The sequence below is a fragment of the Agromyces sp. Marseille-P2726 genome, assembly GCF_902809835.1.
Taxonomy (GTDB): domain Bacteria; phylum Actinomycetota; class Actinomycetes; order Actinomycetales; family Microbacteriaceae; genus Agromyces.
The window spans coordinates 323130-346669 of sequence record NZ_CADDWM010000012.1 but is presented as its reverse complement, the minus strand read 5'-3'; the positions used below and the strand labels follow the sequence as shown (position 1 = coordinate 346669).

The 23540-nt window shown below is 70.5% G+C and carries 17 protein-coding genes and 2 tRNA genes; 3 read left to right on the top strand and 16 right to left on the bottom strand.

What is annotated here, in order from left to right; all coding sequences use genetic code 11:
- Window positions 1–36: 36 nt before the first annotated feature.
- Both HUS56_RS07895 and HUS56_RS07890 read left to right on the top strand, forming a co-directional pair.
- Window positions 37–1449, top strand: coding sequence for an aminomethyl transferase family protein (locus HUS56_RS07895; RefSeq protein ID WP_254431341.1), 1413 nt, complete (start codon window positions 37–39; stop codon window positions 1447–1449).
- A 76-nt stretch (window positions 1450–1525) separates the two neighbouring features.
- Window positions 1526–2176 carry a PadR family transcriptional regulator gene (locus tag HUS56_RS07890; RefSeq protein ID WP_173922839.1) on the top strand — a complete coding sequence of 217 codons (651 nt, stop codon included), beginning with the start codon at window positions 1526–1528 and terminating at the stop codon, window positions 2174–2176.
- 24 nt (window positions 2177–2200) lie between these two features.
- Here the strand turns inward: HUS56_RS07890 and HUS56_RS07885 are convergent, their stop codons facing one another.
- From HUS56_RS07885 to HUS56_RS07845, 9 genes are all read right to left on the bottom strand, one after another.
- Window positions 2201–4006 carry a cytochrome b/b6 domain-containing protein gene (locus tag HUS56_RS07885; RefSeq protein WP_173922838.1) on the bottom strand — a complete coding sequence of 602 codons (1806 nt, stop codon included), beginning with the start codon at window positions 4004–4006 and terminating at the stop codon, window positions 2201–2203.
- Between the two features lie 3 nt (window positions 4007–4009).
- The gene (locus tag HUS56_RS07880) at window positions 4010–4996 is read right to left on the bottom strand and encodes an electron transfer flavoprotein subunit alpha/FixB family protein (RefSeq protein WP_173922837.1); all 987 of its coding nucleotides are present in this window, start codon (window positions 4994–4996) and stop codon (window positions 4010–4012) included.
- Between the two features lie 10 nt (window positions 4997–5006).
- Entirely contained in the window at window positions 5007–5783 is a 777-nt protein-coding gene (locus HUS56_RS07875; protein ID WP_173922836.1) for an electron transfer flavoprotein subunit beta/FixA family protein, read from the bottom strand.
- A 134-nt stretch (window positions 5784–5917) separates the two neighbouring features.
- On the bottom strand, window positions 5918–7051 hold the full coding sequence (locus HUS56_RS07870) for an acyl-CoA dehydrogenase family protein (protein WP_173922835.1): 1134 nt from the start codon (window positions 7049–7051) through the stop codon (window positions 5918–5920).
- A gap of 160 nt (window positions 7052–7211) precedes the next feature.
- A complete protein-coding gene (locus HUS56_RS07865) occupies window positions 7212–8150 on the bottom strand; it encodes an aldo/keto reductase (protein ID WP_173922834.1) in 939 nt (312 codons plus the stop codon).
- 22 nt (window positions 8151–8172) lie between these two features.
- Complete coding sequence (locus HUS56_RS07860) at window positions 8173–9825, bottom strand: CocE/NonD family hydrolase (protein ID WP_173922833.1); 1653 nt, start codon at window positions 9823–9825, stop codon at window positions 8173–8175.
- A 133-nt stretch (window positions 9826–9958) separates the two neighbouring features.
- Window positions 9959–11998, bottom strand: a complete 2040-nt coding sequence (locus tag HUS56_RS07855; protein ID WP_173922832.1) for a zinc ribbon domain-containing protein — start codon at window positions 11996–11998, stop codon at window positions 9959–9961.
- A gap of 160 nt (window positions 11999–12158) precedes the next feature.
- Window positions 12159–12232 (bottom strand) — tRNA-Met (locus HUS56_RS07850).
- Between the two features lie 37 nt (window positions 12233–12269).
- A tRNA-Thr gene (locus HUS56_RS07845) sits at window positions 12270–12341 on the bottom strand.
- A 282-nt stretch (window positions 12342–12623) separates the two neighbouring features.
- Here HUS56_RS07845 and HUS56_RS07840 point away from each other — a divergent pair.
- On the top strand, window positions 12624–14954 hold the full coding sequence (locus HUS56_RS07840) for a BTAD domain-containing putative transcriptional regulator (RefSeq protein ID WP_173922831.1): 2331 nt from the start codon (window positions 12624–12626) through the stop codon (window positions 14952–14954).
- A 231-nt stretch (window positions 14955–15185) separates the two neighbouring features.
- Here the strand turns inward: HUS56_RS07840 and HUS56_RS07835 are convergent, their stop codons facing one another.
- Genes HUS56_RS07835 through HUS56_RS07805 form a run of 7 tightly spaced genes read right to left on the bottom strand, consistent with a single transcriptional unit; the run spans window position 15186 to window position 23538 of the window.
- Window positions 15186–15755, bottom strand: a complete 570-nt coding sequence (locus tag HUS56_RS07835; protein WP_173922830.1) for a phage tail protein — start codon at window positions 15753–15755, stop codon at window positions 15186–15188.
- Between the two features lies 1 nt (window position 15756).
- Entirely contained in the window at window positions 15757–17694 is a 1938-nt protein-coding gene (locus tag HUS56_RS07830; protein WP_173922829.1) for a putative baseplate assembly protein, read from the bottom strand.
- On the bottom strand, window positions 17691–18104 hold the full coding sequence (locus HUS56_RS07825; protein WP_173922828.1) for a GPW/gp25 family protein: 414 nt from the start codon (window positions 18102–18104) through the stop codon (window positions 17691–17693). The genes HUS56_RS07830 and HUS56_RS07825 overlap by 4 nt, the downstream gene beginning before the upstream one ends.
- Window positions 18105–18115: 11 nt before the next feature.
- Window positions 18116–19978, bottom strand: a complete 1863-nt coding sequence (locus HUS56_RS07820) for a VgrG-related protein (protein WP_173922827.1) — start codon at window positions 19976–19978, stop codon at window positions 18116–18118.
- Window positions 19962–20726 carry a LysM peptidoglycan-binding domain-containing protein gene (locus HUS56_RS07815; protein ID WP_173922826.1) on the bottom strand — a complete coding sequence of 255 codons (765 nt, stop codon included), beginning with the start codon at window positions 20724–20726 and terminating at the stop codon, window positions 19962–19964. Before HUS56_RS07815 ends, HUS56_RS07820 begins: the two co-directional genes overlap by 17 nt.
- Window positions 20727–20733: 7 nt before the next feature.
- A complete protein-coding gene (locus tag HUS56_RS07810) occupies window positions 20734–21177 on the bottom strand; it encodes a phage tail protein (RefSeq protein ID WP_173922825.1) in 444 nt (147 codons plus the stop codon).
- 24 nt (window positions 21178–21201) lie between these two features.
- On the bottom strand, window positions 21202–23538 hold the full coding sequence (locus HUS56_RS07805) for a hypothetical protein (RefSeq protein ID WP_173922824.1): 2337 nt from the start codon (window positions 23536–23538) through the stop codon (window positions 21202–21204).
- Window positions 23539–23540: the final 2 nt, after the last annotated feature.

Genomic DNA, 23540 nt, shown 5'->3' with positions numbered 1-23540 from the left:
CACCGCAATACCAGCAAGAACAGAGAGGTTCACCTCGTGGCACCCAAGAATCTGCAGGAAGTGCTCGACGCGTCCGCAAGCGCCGTCGACCTGCTGCGCAACTCCCAGATCGGCTCGTACATCTACCCGGTCGTGCCGGCCGACTTCCAGAACTGGATCAAGGAGCAGAAGGCGTGGCGCGACACCGCGGTCCTCTACGACCAGTCGCACCACATGGACAACCTGTTCCTGAAGGGCTCCGACGCGATCAAGCTGATCGAGGCGACGGCGATCAACTCGGTCGCCACGTTCCCGGTCGACAAGGCGAAGCAGTACGTTCCGACCACCGCCTCCGGCCACGTGATCGGCGACGGCATCCTCTTCCGCGAGGCCGAGGACGAGTACGTGTACGTCGGTCGCGCGCCCGCCGCGAACTGGCTGCTGTACCACGGTGAGACCGGCGGTTACAAGAATCTCGACATCACCGTCGACCGCCGCTCGCCGTCGCGTCCCTACGGCCAGTCGGTCAGCCGCCAGTACTACCGCTTCCAGATCCAGGGCCCGAACGCCTGGCAGGTCATCGAGAAGCTCAACGGCGGCCCGCTGGAGCAGCTCAAGTTCTTCAACATGTCGACCATGACGATCGACGGCACGACGGTGCGCACGCTCCGCCACGGCATGGCCGGCGCTCCCGGACTCGAGATCTGGGGACCCTACGCCGACCACGGCCGCATCCGCGACGCGATCGTCGAGGCCGGTGCCGAGTTCGGGCTCGTGCCCGTCGGCTCGCGGGCATACCCGTCGAACACGCTCGAGTCGGGCTGGATCCCGTCGCCGCTGCCGGCCATCTACACCGGCGAAGAGGAGCGGGGCTACCGCGAGTGGCTGCCCGCCGACAGCTACGAGGCGACCGGCACGCTGGCCGGCTCCTTCGTCTCCGACAACATCGAGGACTACTACCTGACCCCGTGGGAGCTCGGGTACGGCTCGTTCGTGAAGTTCGACCACGACTTCATCGGTCGTGACGCCCTTGAGAAGGTCGACCCGTCGACGCAGCGCAAGAAGGTCACGCTCGCCTGGGATGCCGAGGACCTCGGCCGGGTCTGGACCTCGCTGCTGAACGTCGACGGCCCGAACTACAAGTTCTTCGACCTTCCGCTTGCCAACTACGGCTCGGCGAACTACGACTCGGTCGTCGACGCCGACGGCACCGTCGTCGGCTACTCCATGTTCACCGGGTACAGCGCCAACGAGCGCCGCGGCCTGTCGCTCGCGACGGTCGACCCGAACGTCGAGCTCGGCACCGAGCTGCGCGTCGTCTGGGGCGAGCCGAACGGCGGCACGTCGAAGGCGTCGGTCGAGCCGCACGAGCAGACCGAGGTCCGCGCTGTCGTGAGCCCGGTGCCGTACGCCGTCACCGCGCGCACCGAGTACCAGGGCGGGTGGCGCACCAACTACCAGACCGCCTAGTTGCTAGATTGACCCCGGGGGCTGACGGCCAGTTCTGGTCGCCCCTCGCCACGTCCAACGCCGGAGGAGCGCGAGTATGAGCCTGCGAAACGCACTGCTCGCGCTCCTTCGCGTCGGACCCCTCTCGGGATACGAGCTGCAGAAGCAGTTCTCCGTCTCGGTCGGGCACGTCTGGCATGCTCCCGATTCGCAGATCTATCCCGAGCTGCGCAAGATGGAGGCCGCGGGCCTCATCCGGGGCGAAGAGCAGGTGCGCGGCGAACGCGGCACCAGGCGCGTCTACCACGTGACCGAGGCCGGTGACCGCGCCTTTCTCGACTGGATGGAGTCGCCCCTCGAGTACTCGCGTGTGCGCGACCCCGCCCACCTGCGGGCGGCGTACCTCGAGACGACCACGCCTGAGGCGGCTCGCGAGTTCCTTCGTTCCCACGTGGAACAGTGGCAGGGCGAGCTCGAGCAGTGGGAGGGCGAGTTGCGGCGCATCGACGCGGTCGACAACCCGATGCTCGTGCGCCGTCTGGTCGCCACTCCGCCCGAGCAGCACGAACGGACGATCGCGTTCAAGCGGTTCGCGTACGAGGGGCTCGTCGACCGCGCGCGCGGCGAGATCGAGTGGGCTCGACGGGGACTCGCGCTCGTCGATGAGCTCGAGGCGTCGAGCGGCGCATGGACCGCCTGGACGGCGATCTCGTCAGGCCCCGAGGCGTCGGAGCGCGCGGCGCCCTGACGTCGAGCGGCGCCGAGGCGACGCTCAGCGACCGACCCTGCCGAAGAGCCCGGCGATCGGCGCGAGCACCATCGGGCGGGCTGCGACCCAGGCGGCCGCGATCACCACGATCGACGCGAAGAAGATCCAGAATCCGACCCAGTTGACCGCGTCCTGCGACGCGTACATGTGGTTGAGGTTCCGTAGCGCCCCGGTCGCGAAGACGAGCGCGACGTGCACGACGATGAACGCCACGAAGTAGAGCATCACCGGGAAGTGCACGGCACGCGCCCACTCGACGGGATAGAGGCGGTTCAGGGTCTTCGCGTTCTTCGGCCAGATGCCGCTCATGCGCACGCCCGTGATGATGGCGAGCGGGGCGGCGATGAAGACGGTCGCGAAGTACGCCAGCTGCTGCAGGCTGTTGTAGTTGACCCAGCCGTTCTCCGTGGGCCAGTCCAGCGACAGGTACTGCAGGCCCGCCGAGATCGCGTTGGGGAACACCTCCCAGCTGGTCGGCACGATCTTCATCCACTGACCGGTGGCGAACAGCAGCACGACGAAGACCACGCCGTTGACGATCCACAGGATGTCGAGGGACTGGTGGAACCACAGCGCGAGGCTGATCTTGCGGGTCTTCGACCAGCGTGGGGTCCAGTACGCGGCGGGCCGCTTCTCGGTGCGCACCTGCAGCCCCGACCGGATGATCAGCACGATCAGGAACACGTTGAAGAAGTGCTGCCAGCCGAGCCATGCGGGAATGCCGACCGGCGCACCCTCGGGCAGCTCGTACTCGCCCGGATACCTGGCGAGGAAGTCCTGCATGAACGGAAGGCCGATGAACCAGCCCGTCGCGACCACGGCGCCGGTGGCGGCGAGCAGCAGCCCGACCCCGCCGACGAGGGCGGTTCCGAGCAGCTGCCCGGGGGTGTAGTCGCCGAAGCGGCTGGGCTTCTCCACGGGCGGGCGCGCCGGTCGGCGTGGCGCGGGAGGAGGCGCCGGGCGAGTCGAGGCCGCGCTTGCGAGCGGGGCTCGCCCGGTCGGTGCTGCAGGTGCAGTGGCGACGGATGCCGCGGCCGCGGGCTGCTCGGCGACCTCGGGCGTCGCGACCTCGGGCGTCGCGGCGGCCGCCGCCGCCGCACCGGTCCGCGGGAGGCCACGCCGGACGGCGGGCGGTGCGGACGGGGCCTCGACGGATGCCGCGGCCGGCTCTGCCGGCGATGGGGCCGCCGGCGGCGCCGCGGCCTCTGATACGACCGGCGCGGATGCCGCAGCCGGCACGGATGCCGCGGCGGGCGCGCTGCCCGCGGCGGGCCACGGCGCTCCACCCTTCACCCGCGGCAGGCCGCGGCGGAGCGGGCGACCGGAGGTCACGTCCGCCGGCGCCGAGGCGGGTGCCGGGGCGACCGCCTGCACCGGCGGGGCGACCGCCGCGTCGGGTGCAGTCGTAGCGGCGCCGGCAGCCGAGGCTGCGGCGGGCGCGGCGACTTCGAGCGCGACGGCTTCGGTCGGCGTCGGTGGAGCCTCAGCGGCTGCGGCCGCAGCCGCAGGCGCAGCGCCACCGGGCGGCCAGGGCTCTCCGCCGGGGACGCGGGGCAGGCCGCGACGGATCGACCGCGCCGGCACGACCGAGGCTGCGGGCGCGCCGACCGTCGAAGCCTCGTGAGCAACGGCGGCCGCGGCATCCGTCACCTCGACGCTCGGCTCCGCCACCTCGGGCGCCGCAGCGACCGCGGCAGCCTCGACCGACGCCGCCGCGACGGGCGCGGGCGCTTCGCCCTCGGGAGGCCACGCCTCGCCCCCGGGGACGCGAGGCAGTCCCCGGCGAAGCGTGCGCGAGTAGGTGGCCACCGCTCAGCGCTTCCGCTCGGAGAGTGCGCTGATGAGCTGCGGCACGATGGTGAAGACGTCGCCGACGACCCCGAAGTCGGCGACCTCGAAGATGGGGGCGTCGGGGTCCTTGTTCACGGCGACGATGTTCTTCGCCGTCTGCATTCCGGCGCGGTGCTGGATCGCACCCGAGATGCCGAGCGCGATGTAGAGCTGCGGAGACACCGAGACGCCGGTCTGGCCGACCTGGTGCGTGGCGGGTACATAGCCGGCGTCGACCGCAGCTCGGGATGCCCCGACGGCGGCACCGAGCGCGTCGGCCAGCTCCTCGACGAGCGCGAAGTTCTCGGCGGAGCCGAGGCCTCGGCCGCCCGACACGACCCTCGTCGCCCCGCGGAGCTCGGGTCGGCTCGACGACTCGGCGGCCGGCTCGAACGACTCGATCGTGGCGGCCGGCGCATTCGACGCGGCCACCTCGAGCGTCTCCACGGCGACGGGTCGTGCATCGGCACGAGCCTCGACCGCACCCTGGCGCACCGTCACGACGAGCGGCCCGAAGGTGGCGGCCGAGTCGACGTTGTACGAGCCGCCGTACACCGAGTGGTGCGCGACGACGCCCTCCTCGTCGCGGGAGACGCCGACCACGTCGACGGCGATCGGGGCGTTCGTGCGTGCGGCGAAGCGGCCTGCGACGTCGCGGCCCTCGATCGAGTTCGAGACGAGCACCGCGTCGGGCGCGACCGCTGCGGCGGCCGCGGCGAGCGCATCGACCATCGGCACGGGGAGCTGCGCCGACGACGAGTCGGGCTCGGCGACGAGGACTCGCTCGGCACCGGCCGCGGCGGCCTGCTCGGCGAGCGCTTGCGACTGAGCGGAATCGGCGACGATGAGCGCGACGGGTGTGCCGATCTGCGCGGCCGCACCGAGGAGGCCGGCAGTGCTCTTCGCGAGCTCACCGGTCGCCGTGGCCTGGAGGAGGACGAGGATGGAGTCTGCGGGGTGGTCGGTCATGGTCTTCCTCTCAGACGAGCCGGTTCTCGATGAGGTACTCGGCGATCTTCGTGCCACCGTCGCCCTCGTCGGTGATCTTCACGCCCGCAGAGCGCGGAGGCTTCTCGGCGATGGCCGTCATGATCGAAGCCGGGGCGGAGACATCCTCGGGGTCGACGCCGAGGTCGGCCGCGCTGAGCGTCTCGAACGGCTTCTTCTTCGCCGCCATGATGCCCTTGAAGTTGGGGAAGCGCGCGTCGGGGAGCGCCTCGTTGATGGAGATGACCGCGGGCAGCGGAGCCCTGACCCGCATGTCGCCGTCGTCGGCGCTGCGCGTTCCGGTCACCGAGTCGGCGGTGACCTCGACCACCGAGAGGGCCGTCATGTTCGGCACCTCGAGCAGCTCGGCGAGCATCGCGGGCAGCACGCCGCCGCTGCCGTCGGTCGAGAGGTTGCCGGTGATGACGAGGTCGAAGCCGGTGCGCCGGATGGCGGCCGCGAGCGTGCGCGCGGTGAGACCGAGGTCGGCCCCGGCCAACGCGGGGTCGGTCACGTGCACGGCGGATGCCGCTCCCATCGCCAGTCCCTTGCGGATCGTCGCGGCGGCGCTCTCGGGCGCCATCGACAGCACCACGACCTCCGTGTCGGGGGCGGAGTCGGCATACGAGAGCGCCACCTCGAGCGCTCGCTCGCTGATCTCGTCGAGCACGGCCTCGCTCGCGGCGCGGTCGGCGAGCCCCGTCTCGAGGTCGAGCTTTCGCTCCCCGTACGTGTCGGGGACCTCCTTCACGAGGACGATGATCTTCATCGGGCCCGAGTCCTTTCATCATCGGCGAGTCGCGGCGCTCGCCCGAACCAGTTAATCATGCCTAACTCAGCTGAGAAGCGCGATGGGTTGGTACAGCAGCAGGCGGATGCCGCGGCATCCGTGCCTGCGGTCGCTCACTCGGGCCGCTTCACCAGGTTCCGACCCACGATCAGCCGCATGATCTCGTTCGTGCCCTCGAGGATCTGGTGCACGCGCAGATCGCGGACCACGCGCTCGATGCCGTACTCGTGCAGGTAACCGTAGCCGCCGTGCAGTTGCAGCGCCGTGTTGGCGACGCTGAACGCGGCATCCGTTGCGAACCGCTTCGCCATGGCGCACGCGGTGACGACGTCGACCGCTCCCTCGTCGGCCTTGATCGCCGCCCGCTCCAGCAGCGCACGCGCAGCCTGCAGCTCGGTCTCCATGTCGGCCAGCGTGAACACGATCGACTGGTTCTCCGCGAGCGGCGCACCGAACGTCTCGCGCTCGTGCACGTACTGGATGGCCCGCTCGAGCGCCCACTGCGCGCCACCGATGGAACAGGCGGCGATGTTCAGGCGGCCGCCGTTGAGCCCCTTCAGGGCGATGCCGAACCCGGCGCCCTCGGCCCCCAGCCGGTTCAAGACCGGCACGCGTACACCCTCGAGGATGACCTGTCGGGTCGGCTGGGCGTTCCAGCCCATCTTCGCCTCGTTGCGCCCGAAGCTCAGGCCGGGGGTTCCGTCGGGAACGACGATGGCGCTGATCCCCTTCGCCCCGGGCCCACCCGTGCGCGCCATGACCACGTAGACCGCCGACGACCCGGCACCCGAGACGAACTGCTTGACGCCGTCGATGACGTAGTCGTCACCGTCGCGGACGGCCGAGGTCGTGATGGCCGCGGCATCCGACCCCGCCCCCGGCTCGGTGAGGCAGTAGCTGCCGAGGTCGGTCATGGCGGCGAGACCCGGGACCCAGCGTTCGCGCTGCCCCTCGTCGCCGAAGGTGTCGATCATCCACGCGACCATGTTGTGGATCGAGATGTACGCGGCGACGGTCGTGTCGCCCTTCGCGAGCTCCTCGAACACGGCGACGGCGTCGGCCCTCGTCAGGGCGGAGCCGCCGAAGTCCTCGCGCACGTAGACGCCGCCGAGTCCGAGACTGCCGGCCTTGCGAAGCGTGTCGATCGGGAAGAACTTCTCGGCATCCCACTGCGAGGCGTTCGGGGCGAGCTCCGCGTCGGCGAACTCGCGCACCGCGGCGATGAGGGCCTCGCGCTCCTCGCTCATGATCGGGCGCAGTTCTGTGCCGCACCGGTGTGCTGGAGCTTCATGCTCTCTTCATACCGGATGCTGCGTCCGCGCGATACGGATCACTCGCCATCGGCGGGCGTCGCTCCCTGCGCGAACTTGAGGCGGGTGAGGTCGTCCCCGCCGGGTGCGCTACCGCTCAGGTCCAACGTCGCTCGCCGCGTGCCGCCCAGTACCGGGCAGGATCCTCGGCGAGCGTTGCGAGCACGGCCGGGTCGGCCGTCGGCGCTTTCGATGCGAGGTTGGAGTCGAGTTGATCGGGCGCGATCGCTCCCGAGAGCACGACATCGGCCCACGGCTGGGAGCGCGCCGCGCCGATGGCGAGCGCGTCGACGGTCTGGCCGTCCACGGCGGCGAGCGCCGCGGCCGCCTCGACATCGCCGCCCGGTGCCAGCCGCCCGTTCGCGACCGCCTCCTTGACCACGACGAACCAGCCGGCATCGTGCGCGCGGGCGAGTGCTGGCCCCGCCGACGGCTCGAGCAGACTCCACGTCGCCTGCACGGCGGTGAACGGGGAATCGGGCAACTCGCGAGCCGCGTCGAGCGCGGCATCCTGAGCAGGCCCACTCGTCGAGACCCCGACCCGGACGCCGGATACCGCGAGCTCGCGCAGCGCGTCGAGCAGCTCACCGTCGGCGAGAGCCGGGCTGTCGGGCGTCAGCGAGTGCACGAGGTACAGGTCGGGCGGGCCGCCGAGCGCGGCGAGCGTCTCGGGCCACTGCCCCCGGAACATGGCGAGCGTGTGCTCCTTCCGCTCGTGCACCTGGGCGTCCATGCGCCACTCGCCCGCGTACGCGTAGCCCCACTTCGACTCGATCGTCAGCTCGGCGCGCCGTTCGGGGTGAGCCGCGAGCCACGACCCGAGGAACTCCTCGGCCCGCCCATACGATCGCGCGGCATCGATGAATCGGATGCCGCGCTCCCACGCCGTGTCGAGCATGTCGTGGGCACGCTTCCGCATCGTGTCGACGCTGCGATCGTGGCCGAGCACGGCGTCGCGCCCCTCGGTGATGTAGGCGGGCCGGCCGATTGCGGCCAGGCCGAGTCCGAGCGGGGCGAGCCGCGTGGCATCCGTCACCTTCGCGAGCCTACGCCGCGCCTCACGAACGCAGCACCGGCAGGATGAGGCGCGAGGGGATCGCGCCACCCAGGTGGACGCGGTGCCGCCCGTTGTTCACGGTGTCGTGGTGCCGGGCGTAGACCTTGGCCGAGTAGTCCATCACGTCCCTGCCCTGGATCACCAGCACCAGCGACTCACCCGGCTCGAAGACGGTGCCCGACGGCAGCACCTCCACGGTCACGTGCGTGGGACCGTCTTCGGCCAGCGGAAGCTCCCGCCGATGCGCAAGCACGGGGAGGTAGCTCGACGACCTCTCGGTGTCGAGCTCGCGATGCGACGCGCGCAGCCATCCGACCGCGACGGGACCGTCCTCGAACTGCGCGTAGTAGGGGAAGCCGACGATCTCGCCGTCCACGCCGCGCTTGAACAGCGCCACGAAGAGGTCGATGTCGGTCGCGTCGGGTGCCGAGACGTTCAGCTCGGCGATCGTGTGCCCCACGATGGCGGTGCGTGCCTCGAAGGTGTGCTCGAAGACGACGCGATGCTCCCGCAGGCCGCTTCCGCGTCCGTCGTACTCGACGAACGACTCGTGTGCGGGCGGCGCCTCGTCGAGGTGGCCGTTCTCCCCGAGGAAGAGCTCCCGGTATCGCACCTCGGGGATGGGCCATGCATCCGCCGGGTGCGTGCTGCCCCGGTAGTACGACTCGCGCTGTTCGTACAGCACGCGCGGGCGGTTCTCCCAGCCGTTGTCGATGCCCTTGAGGAAGTGGTCGAAGAACTGTCGTTGCCGTTCGACGTTCTCGGGGAGGTAGTACTCGCCCCACTTCTTGCGGCCGTGGATGTCGAGCCACTTCTCGGTCGAGGAGATTCTTCGGAAGCCCTCCAGGGTCCCCCGGCTGTGCAGCCCCTGGTCGGACCAGCTGCCGACCACCCACGCGGGCACCGTGACCCGCTCGAGGTTCGCCGACTTGGTCTCCCAGAAGACGTCGTAGAACGGGTGGGCCTCGGTTTCGCGCTCGAGATCCTCGATGTCCCCGGTGCTCGCGCCCCACCGCTCCCAGATGTAGGGCCAGAAGGAGGTCTCGGGAATCCCGCCGTGGCGAGCGACTTCGCGATACGTGTCGGTCCAGCCCTCCCACGGGTTGATCGCGGCGAGATGGGGCGGATGCAACTCGGCGACGCGCCATTGCGACACCGTGAGGTACGAGACGCCCGAGAGACCGACCTTCCCGTTGCTCCACGGCTGCGTTCCGGCCCACTCGATGAAGTCGCGGAAGTCCTCTGCCTCCTCGGGCGAGCAGTAGGTGGCGGGGCCACGTGCGTACCACGTTCCGGGGATGTCCGCGACGACGATGGCGTAGCCGTGCGGCACCCAGTAGTCGGGGTCCGGCGCCTCGAACGTGGTCTTCGGACCGATGTGCTCGGGCAGCACGCCACTGTCGGGGTAGATCACCCCGATCGGGGCAGGGTTGTGCTTGCCATACGGCGACCAGGCGATGAGCACCGCGGCAGGTTCCTCGGAATCCGGTCGATAGATGTCGGCCTGGATGGTGCGACCCGACGCGGCCACAACCTCGACGTCGCGCTCGATCATCATCCCCTCCGCGCGCTCGGTGCGCGGGGCGGGCGGTTTGCCTGCGCGAGATTCGGGCGTGCTGCGCGGCGCATGGAACAGGTAGGGCGTCGACGACATCGGCGGTTCCTTTCGGGCTGACCGGTGTCAAGCTATCGCGTCGATCGAAGCGCGACGAGCGCGGATTCCGCTGTACGGAAGCTCGGCCGACGGCGAAGCGCGGTCGAGGCGCGGCTCGCCCTGGACCACCTGGTCACTCGGCAGGGCGGGCGAGTACTCCTCCGATGTAGGCGAGCACGGCGCCCAGCCAGATGATCGGAATGCCGAACGAGAGAGGTGGGAACGACGAGATCACGACGGCGATCGACACGACGTAGGCGACGCTCAACAGCACCGCGAGGATGGCGCACTTGCGCGTCAATCCTCCCTTGCCCGCCATCCCGAACAGCATTGCGACCGCCAGGACCACCAGCAGGATGCGCAGCGGCGCCTCCGCCACGGCGATCGCCGCCGTGAACGGTGGCACACCCTGGTTGAGCACGTCGATGAGCACCTGGGGCACGATCCCGACGTCGAGGTTCACCGGCGAGTCCTGGAACCATGGGATCACGAGGGCGCCGACCAGCACGAGCAGCGCTCCCAGCACCACGAGCCACCGACTGGCCGGTCGCCGACGATCGGGCCCCGTCTGCGTGAGCTCCGCGTTCGCGGTGAGGCTCTGCGTTCCGTCGGACGCGAGGATCTCGAGTCGACGCACGCCGACCTCGCGCGGGGGTGGGTGGGGGCTCGACACCGACATCCGGGTGTGCCCCACGGCACCGGGTGCGACGGCGAGGTTCGGCGGTGTGAACCGAGCGCGCACGAGCCCGTCGTCGGACTGCCCGGCGAAGGCCACGTTCAGCGGCTCGGCGCCCCTGCGGTTGTCGACCTCGATGGAGAACTGGCCGTCGCCGCGCGTGCCGATGTTCAGCTTCTCGGGGTGGGCGCGCAGTTCGGCGGTTGCGATCGCGGCGGCCGACGCGCTGATCTCGAGCGAGGCCGAGGCTTCGACATCCGTCGTCCCGTCGGAGGCGATCACGGTGAACGGATGCGTCGCGCTCGTCCCGCGCGGTGGTTGATGCGCTCGGAGCCGGCCGTTGGCTCGGGTGACGTGTCCGGGAACCGCGACGAACCGCGCCGGCACGAACGCGAAGGAGAGCCGCTGTTCGGGATCGACGCCGGACAGCGCGACCGTGACCCCCGAATGGCCGCCACGGTTGTCGACATGCACCTCGAAGTCGGCCTCGGTGGCATCGACGAGCCGGATGCTGCTGGGCTGCACCTGCACGCGGATCGGCGCGTCGACCGGGGCCGCCTCGGTGCTCTGCACGAGGGTGACGATCGTCGTGATCGGACCCTCGTCGTTCGTCGCGGCCACCGTGAGCTGGCGGTTCAGCTGCTGGCCGGGCGCGGGTTGCGGCGCCCTGAACGTGGCAGCGACCTCGACCATCGAGCCGGCCGGCACCTCGACCACCTCGGGCGTGAACGTGAACTTCACGACGCCCTCGGCATCGCTGCCGCTCATTCCGAGGGTCTGCGGGTAGTTCGCGGCACGGTTGTCGAGCCGCACCGAGAACGAGCCCGAGTCCGCGTCCTCGAGGCGGATGAGCGCCGGCTGGGCTTCGAGCGTGGGGCGCGGCCCGTACGGCGGCACGGTCACGACGACGCGGAGGTCAGCGCTGCGCTGCGCGTCCTCCAGCGAACGGGCGACGAGGGTGAGCGGGAAACGCTGCGCCACCACCATTGCCTCGCCCCGCAACCCGAGCGACAGCGAGTAGGCACGGGCCTCTCCCGGCATCAGGTGAACATCGGGGTGCACGAGTTCGAGCCACGCCGGCGGGTCGACGGCCTCGATGACGTACCCGTCGACGATGTCGGTCGTGTTCTCGATCGAGAACTCGACCTGGGCCGGGGCATCCCGCGTCACGACCACCTCGGAATCGGCGACGGTCACTGTCGGCGAGCCGTGCCCCTCGTTCTCGGGCTGCGGCTCGACCGTGCCGGTCGCGGTCGTGCTGGTCCCCGTAACCTGCGCAGACTCGCCGCTGGTCGCCGCGTTGGATGTCGCAGCGGGATCGGTCGCCGCCGACTCGGCCGGAACCTCGTCGACGACGGGAGGAACGGTGCCGGAAAGTGCCTCGCCGTCGAGCGTGGAACTGCCGACATCCCAGCCGAGGTAGTTGTCGCAGTTCTTGCAGAAGCGCGCATTGGCGTCGTTCTTGGTGCCGCAGACCCCACAGATGCGTTCGGCCATCCTCGTCCCTCCGGCCGGGACATCGACATCGTTACGTCACGATACTGCCGATGCTACGGAGCCGCGCCACCGGGCATCCAGTGCGATGCCTCAACAGGCACGGAACGCTGCCTTCCCGCGACGCGCGTCGAAGGCGCAGCGTTCGAGGAGGACGAAACTGTAGCGAGGGCGGGACTCGAACCCGCGACACCACGATTATGAGCCGTGTGCTCTAACCACCTGAGCTACCCCGCCGGGAAGGTTCCTTCGAGCATACGCCCGGACCGAACCGAGCCCCGAGTCAGGATTGAACTGACGACCCCTTCCTTACCATGGAAGTGCTCTACCACTGAGCTATCGGGGCGTGTGCCGCGCTCGGCAACCGTACGAGGATATCACCTCCGAACTGACGCTTCGAACCGGGCGCCCACCCCCGCACGCACCCCGCTCCGACGGAACAATCAGTGCCTTCCCTCATGCGCGGCGTGCTGGGAGGGCTAGATTATGTTCCGTCGGAGCCCGAACCGACGACATCCGTCAGCGTGGAGGTTCGACGGTGCGTCACAGGGGGACTGCGGGACTCAGGGAGCCCGCTCGCCGGGCGTTTCTCCCGGCGCGTCACGCGCGCCGTCTGCAGGAACCCTGCGTGTTCATCGTGGCGCCGAGTGGCGCCGGGAAGTCGACGCTCCTCCGTCGCCTGAGCCAGACTGCAGACCACACCGAGGTCGTCCACCTCGGCCGCGAGTGCCGGGATCCCGCCCAACTCGAGTCCGCAATAGCCCTCGCGATGGCGAGCCTCGAGGCCACCGACGAGACGACGACAGTCGCGATCGACGATGTGCAGGTCGTGGCCGGAACCCGAGGTGAGTCGGCCCTCCAACGAATGGCGGCTCACTGCGACGCCGAGCACCACCTCGTGCTCGCCTCGCGGCTTCCCATCCCGGCCGAGCTCGAGCTCGCCTGCGGCATCGAACCCGACCTCGTGACCGCACCCGACCTCGTGTTGCGAATCGATGAGGTGTCGCAGGTGTTCCGGCTGGTCGCGGGTCACCCGCTCGCCCTGGAGTCCGCGTCGATGGTGGTGTCCGAGACCTGCGGCTGGGCCGGGCCCGTGCACGACCTTGCCGTCAGGTCACGATCGGTGGAGGCCGAGGCCCTCGAGGCCGCCGTCGCAACGACGCTTCGGGGCGACTTCGCGGCCAGCCGTCTCGAGCGGGCGCTCAGGGCGCTTCCCACCGAGCTCGTCCGATCGCTCGAGCTCACCAGCGACCTCCCGACCCTTGAGTTCGGTGCGTGTGCCCGATTGCTGGGGGCGGATGCCGCGGCCAGACTGTTCGAGGCCGTCGACGGCGGTGCCGTCATGCATGTCCGACAACTCGGGTCCAGGGTGTTGCCGCCGATCCTGCGCAGGCACCTCCGAGCGCGCGCCGGATTGAACGTGGACATCGCACTTCCTTCGCCACCCACGGTCACGTCGCCCCCGGGAGCGCAATCAGCGCCAGCGCGGCCGCCGGCACCGCGGCCAGCGGCATTCGACGCGGCGATGACCCGGCTGCGTCACGGTGATGTGGTGGGCGCGGTCCCGCTGCTGCAGCTCTCGCTGCGGACGCCCGACGAGGCGGCAACCCATCCGATGGCGCGGCTCGCGCTGCTGATGATCCGCGAGTCGCTCGCTCCGCGAGAGGCGACGCTCGACGCGCTCGCCGGGCTCGAGCGCGAGTGCGTCGCGCTCGGGATGGATGCGCAGGCGCGCATGGTGCGCGGCGCCGTCGCCGCGGCATCCGACCTGCCCGACCGATCCGCCGCCGGCGTCGTCGCCGAGTGCGAGGTGCGCGGCGATGCCACGAGCGCCGCCGTCACCGCGGGGCTCGACTTCGTGATCCGAGCGCGCAGGGGCCGCGCGACATCCGTTCAGGCGAACGCACTCGCCGATCGGCTCGAACGGCTCGGGCACACGGGTGTCGCGGCCTGGTCGCGCGCGGCCGGCGCGCTGCTCGCGGCGGCATCCGGTACCGCGGACGCACGCCGGCAGATCACCGATGCGGAGACCGCATCGATCGCCACCCACGTCGACGGAACCCGCCCGTTGCTCGACGCCGCCCGAGCGCTCGTGGGGCCGTCGAACCGCGCGCCGGCCCTCATGGCCAGCGCCCGACGTCACGCGTTCGAGGTGGGGTTGCCACGGCTTCCGTCATCGCTTCCCCGCGTCGCACGGCACGCCGACGGAGCGTCGGCACCCACCGTCGTGGTGGAGCCGCGGCATCCGCACCTGACCGTCACGTGCTTCGGCGGGTTCCACCTCTGCGCCGACGGCACCGAGATCGAGCTCAAGGTCGTTCGGCCCCCGGCGCGGGCGCTGCTGCGCATGCTCGCCCTCAACGCCGGCGCTCCCCTGCATCGCGAGCTCATCGCCGACATCCTGTGGGGCGACCTCGGAATCGACTCCGCCGTGCATGCGCTGCATGTGAGCGTGTCGAGCCTGCGGCGCGCGCTCCCGGCGGACCTGGTCGGCCCGGCGGCATCCATCGTCGAACGTGTCGGCGAGGCGTACCGGCTCGGCATCGCCGACCGTCACGACTGCGACCTCGCCGATTTCGACGACCAGCTCGCGGAGGCCGCTGCGGCGAAGCTTCGGCGCGACGCCGTCACGACGGCGAACGGCCTGCGGGGCGCGCTCGCCCTGTACGTGGGAGACGTGCTTCCCGAGGATGGTCCGGCGGAATGGGTGGCGGGCGCACGGGAGCGGTACCGGGTGCGGGCCGCGGAGGCCGCGGCGTCGCTGGCGCACCTCGAGCTCCGCTTCGGCGACGGACACGCCGCGGCGGCGGCGGCGAGCCGCGCGGTCGAGATCGATCCGTGGCTCGACGAGTCGTGGCGCACGCTCGTCATGGTGCACCGCAGGTCGGGTGATGTCGTGGCGGCGCAGCGGGCCGAAGAGGGATACCGGAGCATGCGGGTTGCGCTCGGCGTGGAGTAGGGTCGGCGGGGGTCGGGGTCTCGATACGGCTGCTGCGCGGCCTACTCGACCACCGGGGCTGCGCGGGGTCGGGGTCTCGATACGGCTGCTGCGCTGCCTACTCGACCACCGGGGCTGCGCGGGGTCGGGGTCTCGATACGGCTGCTGCGCTGACTACTCGACCACCGGGGGTGCGCGGGGTCGGGGTCTCGATACGGCTGCTGCGCTGCCTACTCGACCACCGGGGGCTGGCTACTGGGCCGCCGGAGGAGCTTCGCTCACCGAGACCGACAGGCGGATCGGCAGGTACGCCGGCACGACGCCGGCGGCCACACGTTCGAAGCGGCGCGCGAGGGCCGTGCGGTTGCCGCCCGGAACGGTGACCGAGATCGCGATCCCCGGCTCGGCCGACCCGGGAACTGCTCCGCCAGGCTCGGTCGACCATGAGGTGCCGCCCGACTCCTCGACCTCGACGGTCGCCCCCGGGCCGGCCGCCAACTCCATGGCATCGCGGATGCCGCCCGCCGTCCCAACCCGACGGTGCAGCGCCACGGCATCCGCAACGATGCGACGGCGCTGCTCCTCGGTCCACTCCCCTTCGAGCGCGACGCCGACCCATCCCGCGAGCCATTCGAGGAAGTCGGAGGGGGCGTACTCGGGCCGCACGTACGCGTCGAGGTTGTCGAGCGTCGAATACACCGGGGCGATGAGGTCGTCGAACGCCGGCAGCGCCGCATCGAGGAACTCATCCTCCTGCAGGATCGCGGGCAGCTGGGTGATGAGCGGCACCGGGCTTGCCAGGTTCGGAACCAGACCGCGCATGTCAGACTCCCGCCGTCACGTTCACCTTGTGCGCGAAGCTGAACACCAGGGCGTTCTCGCCGATCTCGATCCGCTGCGCCGGCTCTCCGCGTTCGCCCGTGATCGGGTCTGCTGCGAACAGCAGCACCTCGTCGACGATCTCGGTGCCGGGGAGCGATTGCAGCACCGAGTACACCTCGCCGGCGAGTACCGGCCGGCCGAACGGCCATCCGGTCCCCGACGAACCACCCCGGATCGGGTCGAAGTAGCTGTGCAGGGCGGCCATCGCGTCGGCCTTGAGCTGATCCACGGCCACTCTCGGATGGGCGACGAGCGTGGCGACCACGGTGACGCCCTGGTACTCGGGCCGCTCGATCACGAGGCGCGTTCCGGCGATCCGGCGGGACTCGAGGTCGGCCGCGATGGTTCCGAGGAGGTCTTCGCCGGGAAGCAGGTCGTCGAACTCGATGCGGCCATCCTCAGCGACGGCGGCGGTCGGCACGACGAGGAGGCGGACCCCGAGGGTGTCGGGCGTGGCCACGGCGTGCGTGCGGGCGACCCCGGGCGCGGCACGCTTGGCGAGTTGTTCGTAGTCCTCGAGCGTCACGGCTCGATCGCGCGTGCGCAACTCGAGCGGCCCCCGCACCTTGGCCGCCTCGATGGTCTCACCGTCGGTGCCGTCGTGGGCGGCGGTTCGGTTCACGGCCTCCTTCACGAACGGCACGGTCGACCGCAGCACCGAGAGCCTGCCCGCGGTGACGTTGCCGGCTCGGCCCCCGCCGACGCGATAGCGGCGGACACGCAGCGGAGCACCCTTGGCCGGCGTGGCGCCGAACGTGCGCAGGCTCCCGTCGGGCTCGCGAACCGCGGGCGGGAACATCACCGTGGCTCGGGCACGGTCGATCATGATGTGCCGGTCACCCTCGCCGGAGCCGGCGAACGAGTCGACCTCCGTCCACTCCTCCCAGCCCTTTCCCGCACCGACGTCGACGACGAAGGGCGTTCCGTCGTCGATGACCGGGCCGTCCTCGAGCTCGAACGTCTGCCCGGGAACCCCCTCGGAGAGACCGAGGATCTCATCGTCGACGGTGCGAGCGTGCATCGCCTGGATGAGGCCGCCGACGGTCGCCGCCGACGCCTCGTTGACCACTGGCGAGTACCGGTACTTCGGAACGGTCTTCTCACGCTCGACGATCCGGCACCTCACCCATCCGGCCCGTTCGCCTCCGATCGCCGAGGCCACGTGGCTGCGCGGAACGATGAGGACGACGTCGCCAGGCTGGTTGAGCCCGCCGGTCTGGTCTGAGACCAGGTCGCAGCGCGTCCAGCCCGCACCGTTCCACGACTCCCAGACGATGGGCGGGTCCCGGGGATCGACGCCCACGCCGCGCACGTCGCAGTCCAAGTGGAACCTGATCGCGAGTCCCGGCGCCGGATCGTCGAGGCCGAGCAGGAACTCGTCGCCGATCTTCGGCGGGGTCGAGAACGTCTCGAGCGAATCGGCACCCGAGCGGGCGCCACGAACCACCACGGCGTCGCCAGACTTGGTGCCGATGTGGGCGAGCGACCGAGGCGGGATCTGGAACTCGTCGATGGTCTGGAACACCACGGATTCCGTCTGCTCGGTCCTCCGCGTGCCGACTTCCGTGTGCTGCGGCACGACCACGACCTCGTCCCTTGGTGCCGCCAGCCAGAACACGATGTCGGCCCGAGCCGCCGTCGGCGGGTACAGCTTCGTGCCGATGAGGTCGAGGAACGCGATGTACAGCTTGTCGGGCAAGCGGTTCAGCCGGTAGAACAACTGGTCGGTCATGAACGCGAATGTCTCGATGAGCGTCACGCCCGGGTCGGAGACGTTGTGATCCGACCACTCGGGGCAGCGCGCGGCGACGAGGCGCTTGGCGTCGTCGACGAGCTCTTGGAAGCGGCGGTCGTCGAGGTTCGGCGCAGGCAGAGTCATGGCGTACGCTCCGAGGTCCGGTCGGGAATCACGTAGAACGGGAACACGAGGTTGCGTGGATCATTCGACCCGCGAATCTCGTAGCCGATGTCGATGAGCAGCAGGCCCTCATCGGCGTGGTCGAACGTCACCCGAACTCCGGTGACATCGATGCGCGGCTCCCACATGGCGAGGGCCGTGCGCACGGCGTCACCGATCCCGCCCGCGGTCGCGGCATCCGCCGGCGCGAACACGTAATCGTGCACGCCGCAGCCGAACTCGGGCCGCATCGGCCGTTCGCCCGGCGTCGTGGCGAGGATCAGGTGAATGCTCTCCTCGATCTCGCGTGCGTCCGACGAGAGCGCGATGCGCCCGCTGACATCCACGTGGACGGGGAACGACCACCCTCGGCCGACGAACTCCTGCGACATCCGCTGCCCCCTCAGTTGATCTTGACGAGACTGCCCTTGACGACGGTCACGCCCGAAGCCGACAGCTCGGCCGTGCCCGCGGCCTTCACGGCGACCGCGGCGCCGGTCAGGTCGAGCGAGGCGGCGCCGTCGACCTTGACCTTCGGAGCCGCGATGGCGAGCTCTGACGACGCATCGAGCGCGATCTTCCTCGCCGCCAGCGAGATGCCGCCCTGGCTCGCCGTCACGGTCGCATCGCCGTCGACGGTGACCGTCGCGTCGCGTTTCGCGACGACCGTGACGGACCCCTCGGAGACGATCTGGATGCCCTTCTCGGCCGTCTGGGTGAGGGTGACGTGCTGGGCGCCGTCGCTCGTGGAGACCCGGACGGACTCCTCGCCCGACTTCTCGAGGAAGTCGACCGCCATCCCGGTGCGCGAGGTGAAGCTGCGCCGCACGACGCTGCCCGACTCCACGAACGACGCCCAGCCGCCCTGCGGCAGGTCCTTGCCGTTGTAGAGCCCGCCGAGCACGACCGGGCGGTCGAAGCGTCCCGACTCGAACGCGACGAGCACCTCGTCGCCGACCTCGGGCAGCACGACCGCGCCGCGGTCGGCGCCGGCCCCGGGCTGCGCGAGGCGCGCCCACCCGCTCACGTAGTCGTCGGAGAGGAACGGGAACGTGAGCCGCACACGGCCCTCCTGGCCGGCGTCGCCGCCGGAGATGTCGCTCACGAGGGCACTCACCACGCCGGGCATCCCGAGTCCCACCGCCGCCGCGACGTGGCCGCCACTCCCCGACCCCACGCCGAGGAGCGAGCGGTCGGATGCATCGCACACGGTGAAGGTGGTCGTGTACCCCTGCTCGGAGCTGAACTCGTGCTTCGTCTCGGTGACCGTGTACTTCCCGTCGAACGGGGCCCCGAAGCCGCGGAGCCGAACCGCGATGCCCGAGCGGATCCGGGGATTCCCGAGGATCTGCGCCTCGACCTCGGCGAATCCGCCCGCGATGCGCGACGCGATCGCCTCGGCGAGCTTGTCCTGGGGCTGCTGCGCTCCCGCTCCGGCGCCGCTGACATACCGCGGGCTCGAGAACACCTGCGCGACCTTCGCCGGGTCGAGGGTCGGCAGTTCGGTCGTCTGCGTCTTCGCGGGGGCGGTCGACACCACCTTCTCCTTGGCGGCGACGTCCCAGCCGCGCACCTCGACCTCGGGCACCTGCTCGGCGCTGGTGATCGTGGCGTGCAGGTAGACGGTGTTGCGTCCGTGTTCGATCACGATCGGGTCGTCGTCGGCGGTCTCCGAGCCCGAACCCGCCGTCGACGCGCTGGTCGGCGGCCCGAACTGCAGCTTCTGGTCGACGACCGAGAACACGCTCCCCGAGGCATCCGCCAGTCGCTTGAGGAAGACCCAGTCGCTCACGTTGTCCTGCGTCGTGTGCGGCATGATGGTGGCCGGCCCCGAGATCGACCCGACCTTGACGCCGGCGCGTTGCGCGACCTTCTGCACGATGTCCGCGGTCGACATGTCGACATAGGCGGCCACCCGGCGTCCGCGGAACAGCCGATGCGACGGGTCGAGCCCGCGCACCCGCGTGCGGAGCTCGCCCCCGATGTCCTCCCGGTCGAGCGCGGTGACCTCGGCGTCGAGCAGCTTCTGCGGTCCGTCGCCGCCGTTCTGCGAGACCGAGAGCGTGACGGATGCCCCGATGGTGAACCCGCCCTGCTCGAGCACGATCCCGGCGGAGTCGACGAACTCGAGCTCGAACGAATCGGGGAGGTTCGCGGCATCCGTGATCCTGCTGCGCTCGAGCAGGCCCGCGACGGCGGGCGGAAGCGTCGTGCCGCCGACGGACACCAGCAGGAGGCTCGTGTAGGTCTCAGTGGAGGAGGGCACGAGCGATCTCCTTCCGGGCGTTCTCCCGGTCGTCGGCGTTGGAGAGCTCCTCGAGGGTCGGGATCAGCACGATGCGACCGGGCCGAAGCCGCAGCGGATCGTCGATGCCGTTGACCTCGGCGAGCGTTCGCCAGTAGGCCGGGTCGCCGTACTCGCGGTAGGCGATGGCCGCGAGCGAGTCGCCTTCGCGGATCGTGTGCGCGTGACGCGGCTGCAGCCCGCCCGAGGTCGGGTTCTGCTTCTTGGGCTCGTTCGCGAGCTCCTCGAGGGCCACCGTGCACACCGCCCGCAACGGTGTGCCGTTCGGCGAGAACAGGGTGTACTTCGCCGACACGCTCTTGATGTATCCCACGAATCCCGTGAGCACGCCCCACTTGAACTTCACCCACGGAGCCGACGGCTTGTTCCCGTCCTTCGAGCTCGTCGTCGGCGTGCACGCCTGGAACAGCGCTTCGACGCGCTTGACGACGCTGCCGTCGCGCTGGCGAGTCTCGTCGAAGTACATCTCGACGCTCAGCTTCTGCGGTTCCGGGCCCTGGTAGGTCGCGGGCGGGGCGGACGCCGACTTCTTCTGGTTCTTGCTCTCCCACTTCGCCGACTTCGCGATGGTCACCTCTTTCGGGTTCAACTGGAACTCGATCGTGTCGAGGAGCGCGCCGACCTTGCCCGGCGTCTGCCCCGGCTCGTGCACCTCGATGGCGGCATGCACGAGACCCGCGGTGTCGGAGGCGGTGGAGGTGACAGGCATGGCGACCTCAGTACTTCGACGCCGTGTTGGCGAACCCGTTGTGGGCGATCTCGAGCGTCTCGGTGAGCACCTTGGGCTGGTCGGCGTTCAGCGAGGGCCCGGTCCAGCGCACGGGAATCACGTCGTGCAGGTCGTACTTCGCGACGGTCTCACCGTCGGCGGTCTTCGCCTCGATGTGACCGGTGCCGCGTGAGAAGCCCGAGACCGCGGCCACCACCCAGTTGATGATCTTGTCGGCCGTCTGCTTGCTCACCGGACGGGTGAGCTTGATGTTCGGGTACTTCAGGCGCGTGGGGAACTGCCAGACGAATCCGTTGTTGCCGCCCTCCTCGCGCGATTCGAGCACGACCTCGACGCCGAGACCCTCGCAGCTCGAGAAGTCGCCGAGATCCTGCTCATCGAGGTGCACCAGGTAGTGCACGCCGACGGCGATTTCAGTGTCGGTGAGCATCGTCGCCTCCTTCCGGTGGTTCGTTCAGATTCCGTCGATGCGGATGCCGCGGCGCTCGCGATCGAGCAGCAGCTCGGCTTTGATCCGGCGCACGAGCGGGGTGTACAGCTTGCGCACCAGCTGCTCGACGTTCTCGGGACCCGACGAGGTGGACGCTCCCGTACCACCTGCCGTCGGGGCGAGGGCCTGGCCGGCGCGGGTCAGCGTGTCCGACGCCGTGCGCATCGCCTCCGTTGCACCGGGCACCTGCTCGGCGAGGTCGGGCACCGCCTCGGCGGCTCGCTCGCGGAGCTCATCGGCCGACGGGAGATCGGGGCGGTCGGGCAGGGACGGGAGATCCGGGAGGGACGGGACGGAGGGCATCGAGGGCACCGACGGGAGCTTCGGCGCGGACGGCAGCGACGGCAGTCCGAAGGCGCGCTGCACCATCGGAGCGGCCGATGCCGTCGTCGTGGGCGCGGTCGTCGCGGTCGCAGCCGGTGATGCGGGTGGTTCGGTCGATCGCGAGACGGATGCCGCGACGGCGGGTTGGGGCATCCGAAGTTCGAAGCGCGTGAGCGCGGTGTCCGCAATGCCGGCTGGTGCGCTGGCGGGTGCATCCGGTGCGACCGCGCGGGCGACGACGACCCTGCCGTGTGCTCCCGCCGCGTCCGCGGGCCCGAGCGCCGGAGCGGTGATCGATGGCACGATCGTGCGCGCGGCGACGAGCGGGACCGAACGGAGCGGAAGTGAAGGCGAGATGCCCGAGGCCGGCGGGACTCCTGAATCGAAGGACGCTGACGCCGACGCCTCACCGGCGGCGCCAAGGGTCTCGCCGATCCCCGAGACTTCCCACGGTTGCGAGGTTGAGGCGGAGTTCTCCCTCGCGAGCTGTGCCTCGAGTGTCGAGCCGGAACGACGTGGCGCCTCTGCTCCGCGATGCACGGATTCGGCCGCGTCGTTCACCGCGAAGCGCTCCCCCTCGCCATCCGCCTCAATCGCATCAGCCGGCGGGGGGCCGGGCACCCCGCCTGCCGACGTGTCGGCGCCAGTGAAGGGTCGCGCGGCGGCACCGGCCGGCCCACCCGCTGCCCGCTGCGGTGCGAGCGGCGCGCCGAGGCCGGCCTGGCGCTGCAACGACGGCGACGGGCCTGTGGCGCCGAGTGACGCTGCCGGGTTCCGCACGGTGTACCCGACCTGTTGGACGGACCGCTGCAGCATCGGGCGGATCGTCGGTGACTCCGCCGATGCCGGCTCCGCGGCCGACGTCGCGGCGGCCCGCGGGGGGATATCCGGGTGGATCAGCGAAGGTGCTGCCTGCGCCGCCGACCACGTCGGTTCGGGCCCGGCCGGACGCGCGGGCATCCGAACCGCTGACGGGTCACGATCCACTGTTCGGCCGGCGGCGGGCGATGGGTCGGGCTCTGCCGGGCTCACGGGCATCGGCTCGACCCCGTCGCCAGCGCTCGGCGCTGAGCGCTGCACTGTCAGCCCACCGAGGGGCGCACCCAGGCCTACGGGACGTGATCCCGGCGACGGCCGCGCCACCGGCGCGTCCATCTCGGAGTGAGCGGAGGAAGCGAGCGGGCGTCCGTGCTGATCACCGAGGAGTCCGGATGCGATGGCGGCCGGAGGCCCTGCGTCGGTCTGGGTGGGGATCCGAGCCGCAACCGGGGCCTCGGCGGTGCTCTCAGTCCGATCCGCGATCTCGGAATCGGTCGCAAGCTCCCTCACGCTCGCGACGTCTGCCTCGGCGTCGCCAGATCCGTCTGTCCCGGCGGCGAAGACGACCTCAGGCTCGGCCTCGGTCTCGAGCTCGACCCGCTGGACAGTCTCGGGGAAGGGCGGAAGCCGGGGCGTATCAGGCGACGACGCGTCAGTGTCCTTCGTTTCAGGAGTGTCCTTCGCTTCAGGAGTGTCCTTCGTTTCAGGAGTGTCCTTCGCTTCAGGAGTGTCCTTCGTTTCAGGAGTGTCCTTCGTTTCAGGAGTCTCGCCGAGCACGAACGTCGCCGCCGAACTCTCCGGGCCGCGGCCGAGCGCGGCAGAGACAGCCGGCCGAGGTATCCGTCCGACGCCGGCACCCTGCGGATGCCGCAGGCTCAGCTCGGTCGCGACCGCGCGTTGCACGGGCGCACCCAGCGCAGCGTCGTCGGCACCGAAGGTCCCCGCCGGCGCTCCGCCGTCGACCAGGTGACTGAGCGCGCCGAGCGAGGTCGGCATGGACCGGGTCGGCAGCGTCGACACGAACGCCGGCCGCAGAGTGGCCGGCGCGGCATCCGTGAGCTGTCGTTGCAGTGGCGGAAGGAACGCCCAGCCCGCGGGCGGCACCGGCGGCGAGGCATCCGTCACCCGCCGTTCGCTGCGTTGCCAGGGCCATCGCATGC

Excerpts from the sequence above, each read along its gene's own strand:
- HUS56_RS07810 (WP_173922825.1), bottom strand. The coding sequence starts at position 21,177 with ATGCTCACCGACACTGAAATCGCCGTCGGCGTGCACTACCTGGTGCAC.
- HUS56_RS07815 (WP_173922826.1), bottom strand. The coding sequence starts at position 20,726 with ATGCCTGTCACCTCCACCGCCTCCGACACCGCGGGTCTCGTGCATGCC.
- HUS56_RS07870 (WP_173922835.1), bottom strand. The coding sequence starts at position 7,051 with ATGAGCGAGGAGCGCGAGGCCCTCATCGCCGCGGTGCGCGAGTTCGCC.
- HUS56_RS07875 (WP_173922836.1), bottom strand. The coding sequence starts at position 5,783 with ATGAAGATCATCGTCCTCGTGAAGGAGGTCCCCGACACGTACGGGGAG.
- HUS56_RS07830 (WP_173922829.1), bottom strand. The coding sequence starts at position 17,694 with ATGACTCTGCCTGCGCCGAACCTCGACGACCGCCGCTTCCAAGAGCTC.
- HUS56_RS07890 (WP_173922839.1), top strand. The coding sequence starts at position 1,526 with ATGAGCCTGCGAAACGCACTGCTCGCGCTCCTTCGCGTCGGACCCCTC.
- HUS56_RS07880 (WP_173922837.1), bottom strand. The coding sequence starts at position 4,996 with ATGACCGACCACCCCGCAGACTCCATCCTCGTCCTCCTCCAGGCCACG.
- HUS56_RS07825 (WP_173922828.1), bottom strand. The coding sequence starts at position 18,104 with ATGTCGCAGGAGTTCGTCGGCCGAGGGTGGTCGTTCCCCGTCCACGTG.
- HUS56_RS07805 (WP_173922824.1), bottom strand. The coding sequence starts at position 23,538 with ATGCGATGGCCCTGGCAACGCAGCGAACGGCGGGTGACGGATGCCTCG.
- HUS56_RS07835 (WP_173922830.1), bottom strand. The coding sequence starts at position 15,755 with ATGCGCGGTCTGGTTCCGAACCTGGCAAGCCCGGTGCCGCTCATCACC.
- HUS56_RS07860 (WP_173922833.1), bottom strand. The coding sequence starts at position 9,825 with ATGTCGTCGACGCCCTACCTGTTCCATGCGCCGCGCAGCACGCCCGAA.
- HUS56_RS07855 (WP_173922832.1), bottom strand. The coding sequence starts at position 11,998 with ATGGCCGAACGCATCTGTGGGGTCTGCGGCACCAAGAACGACGCCAAT.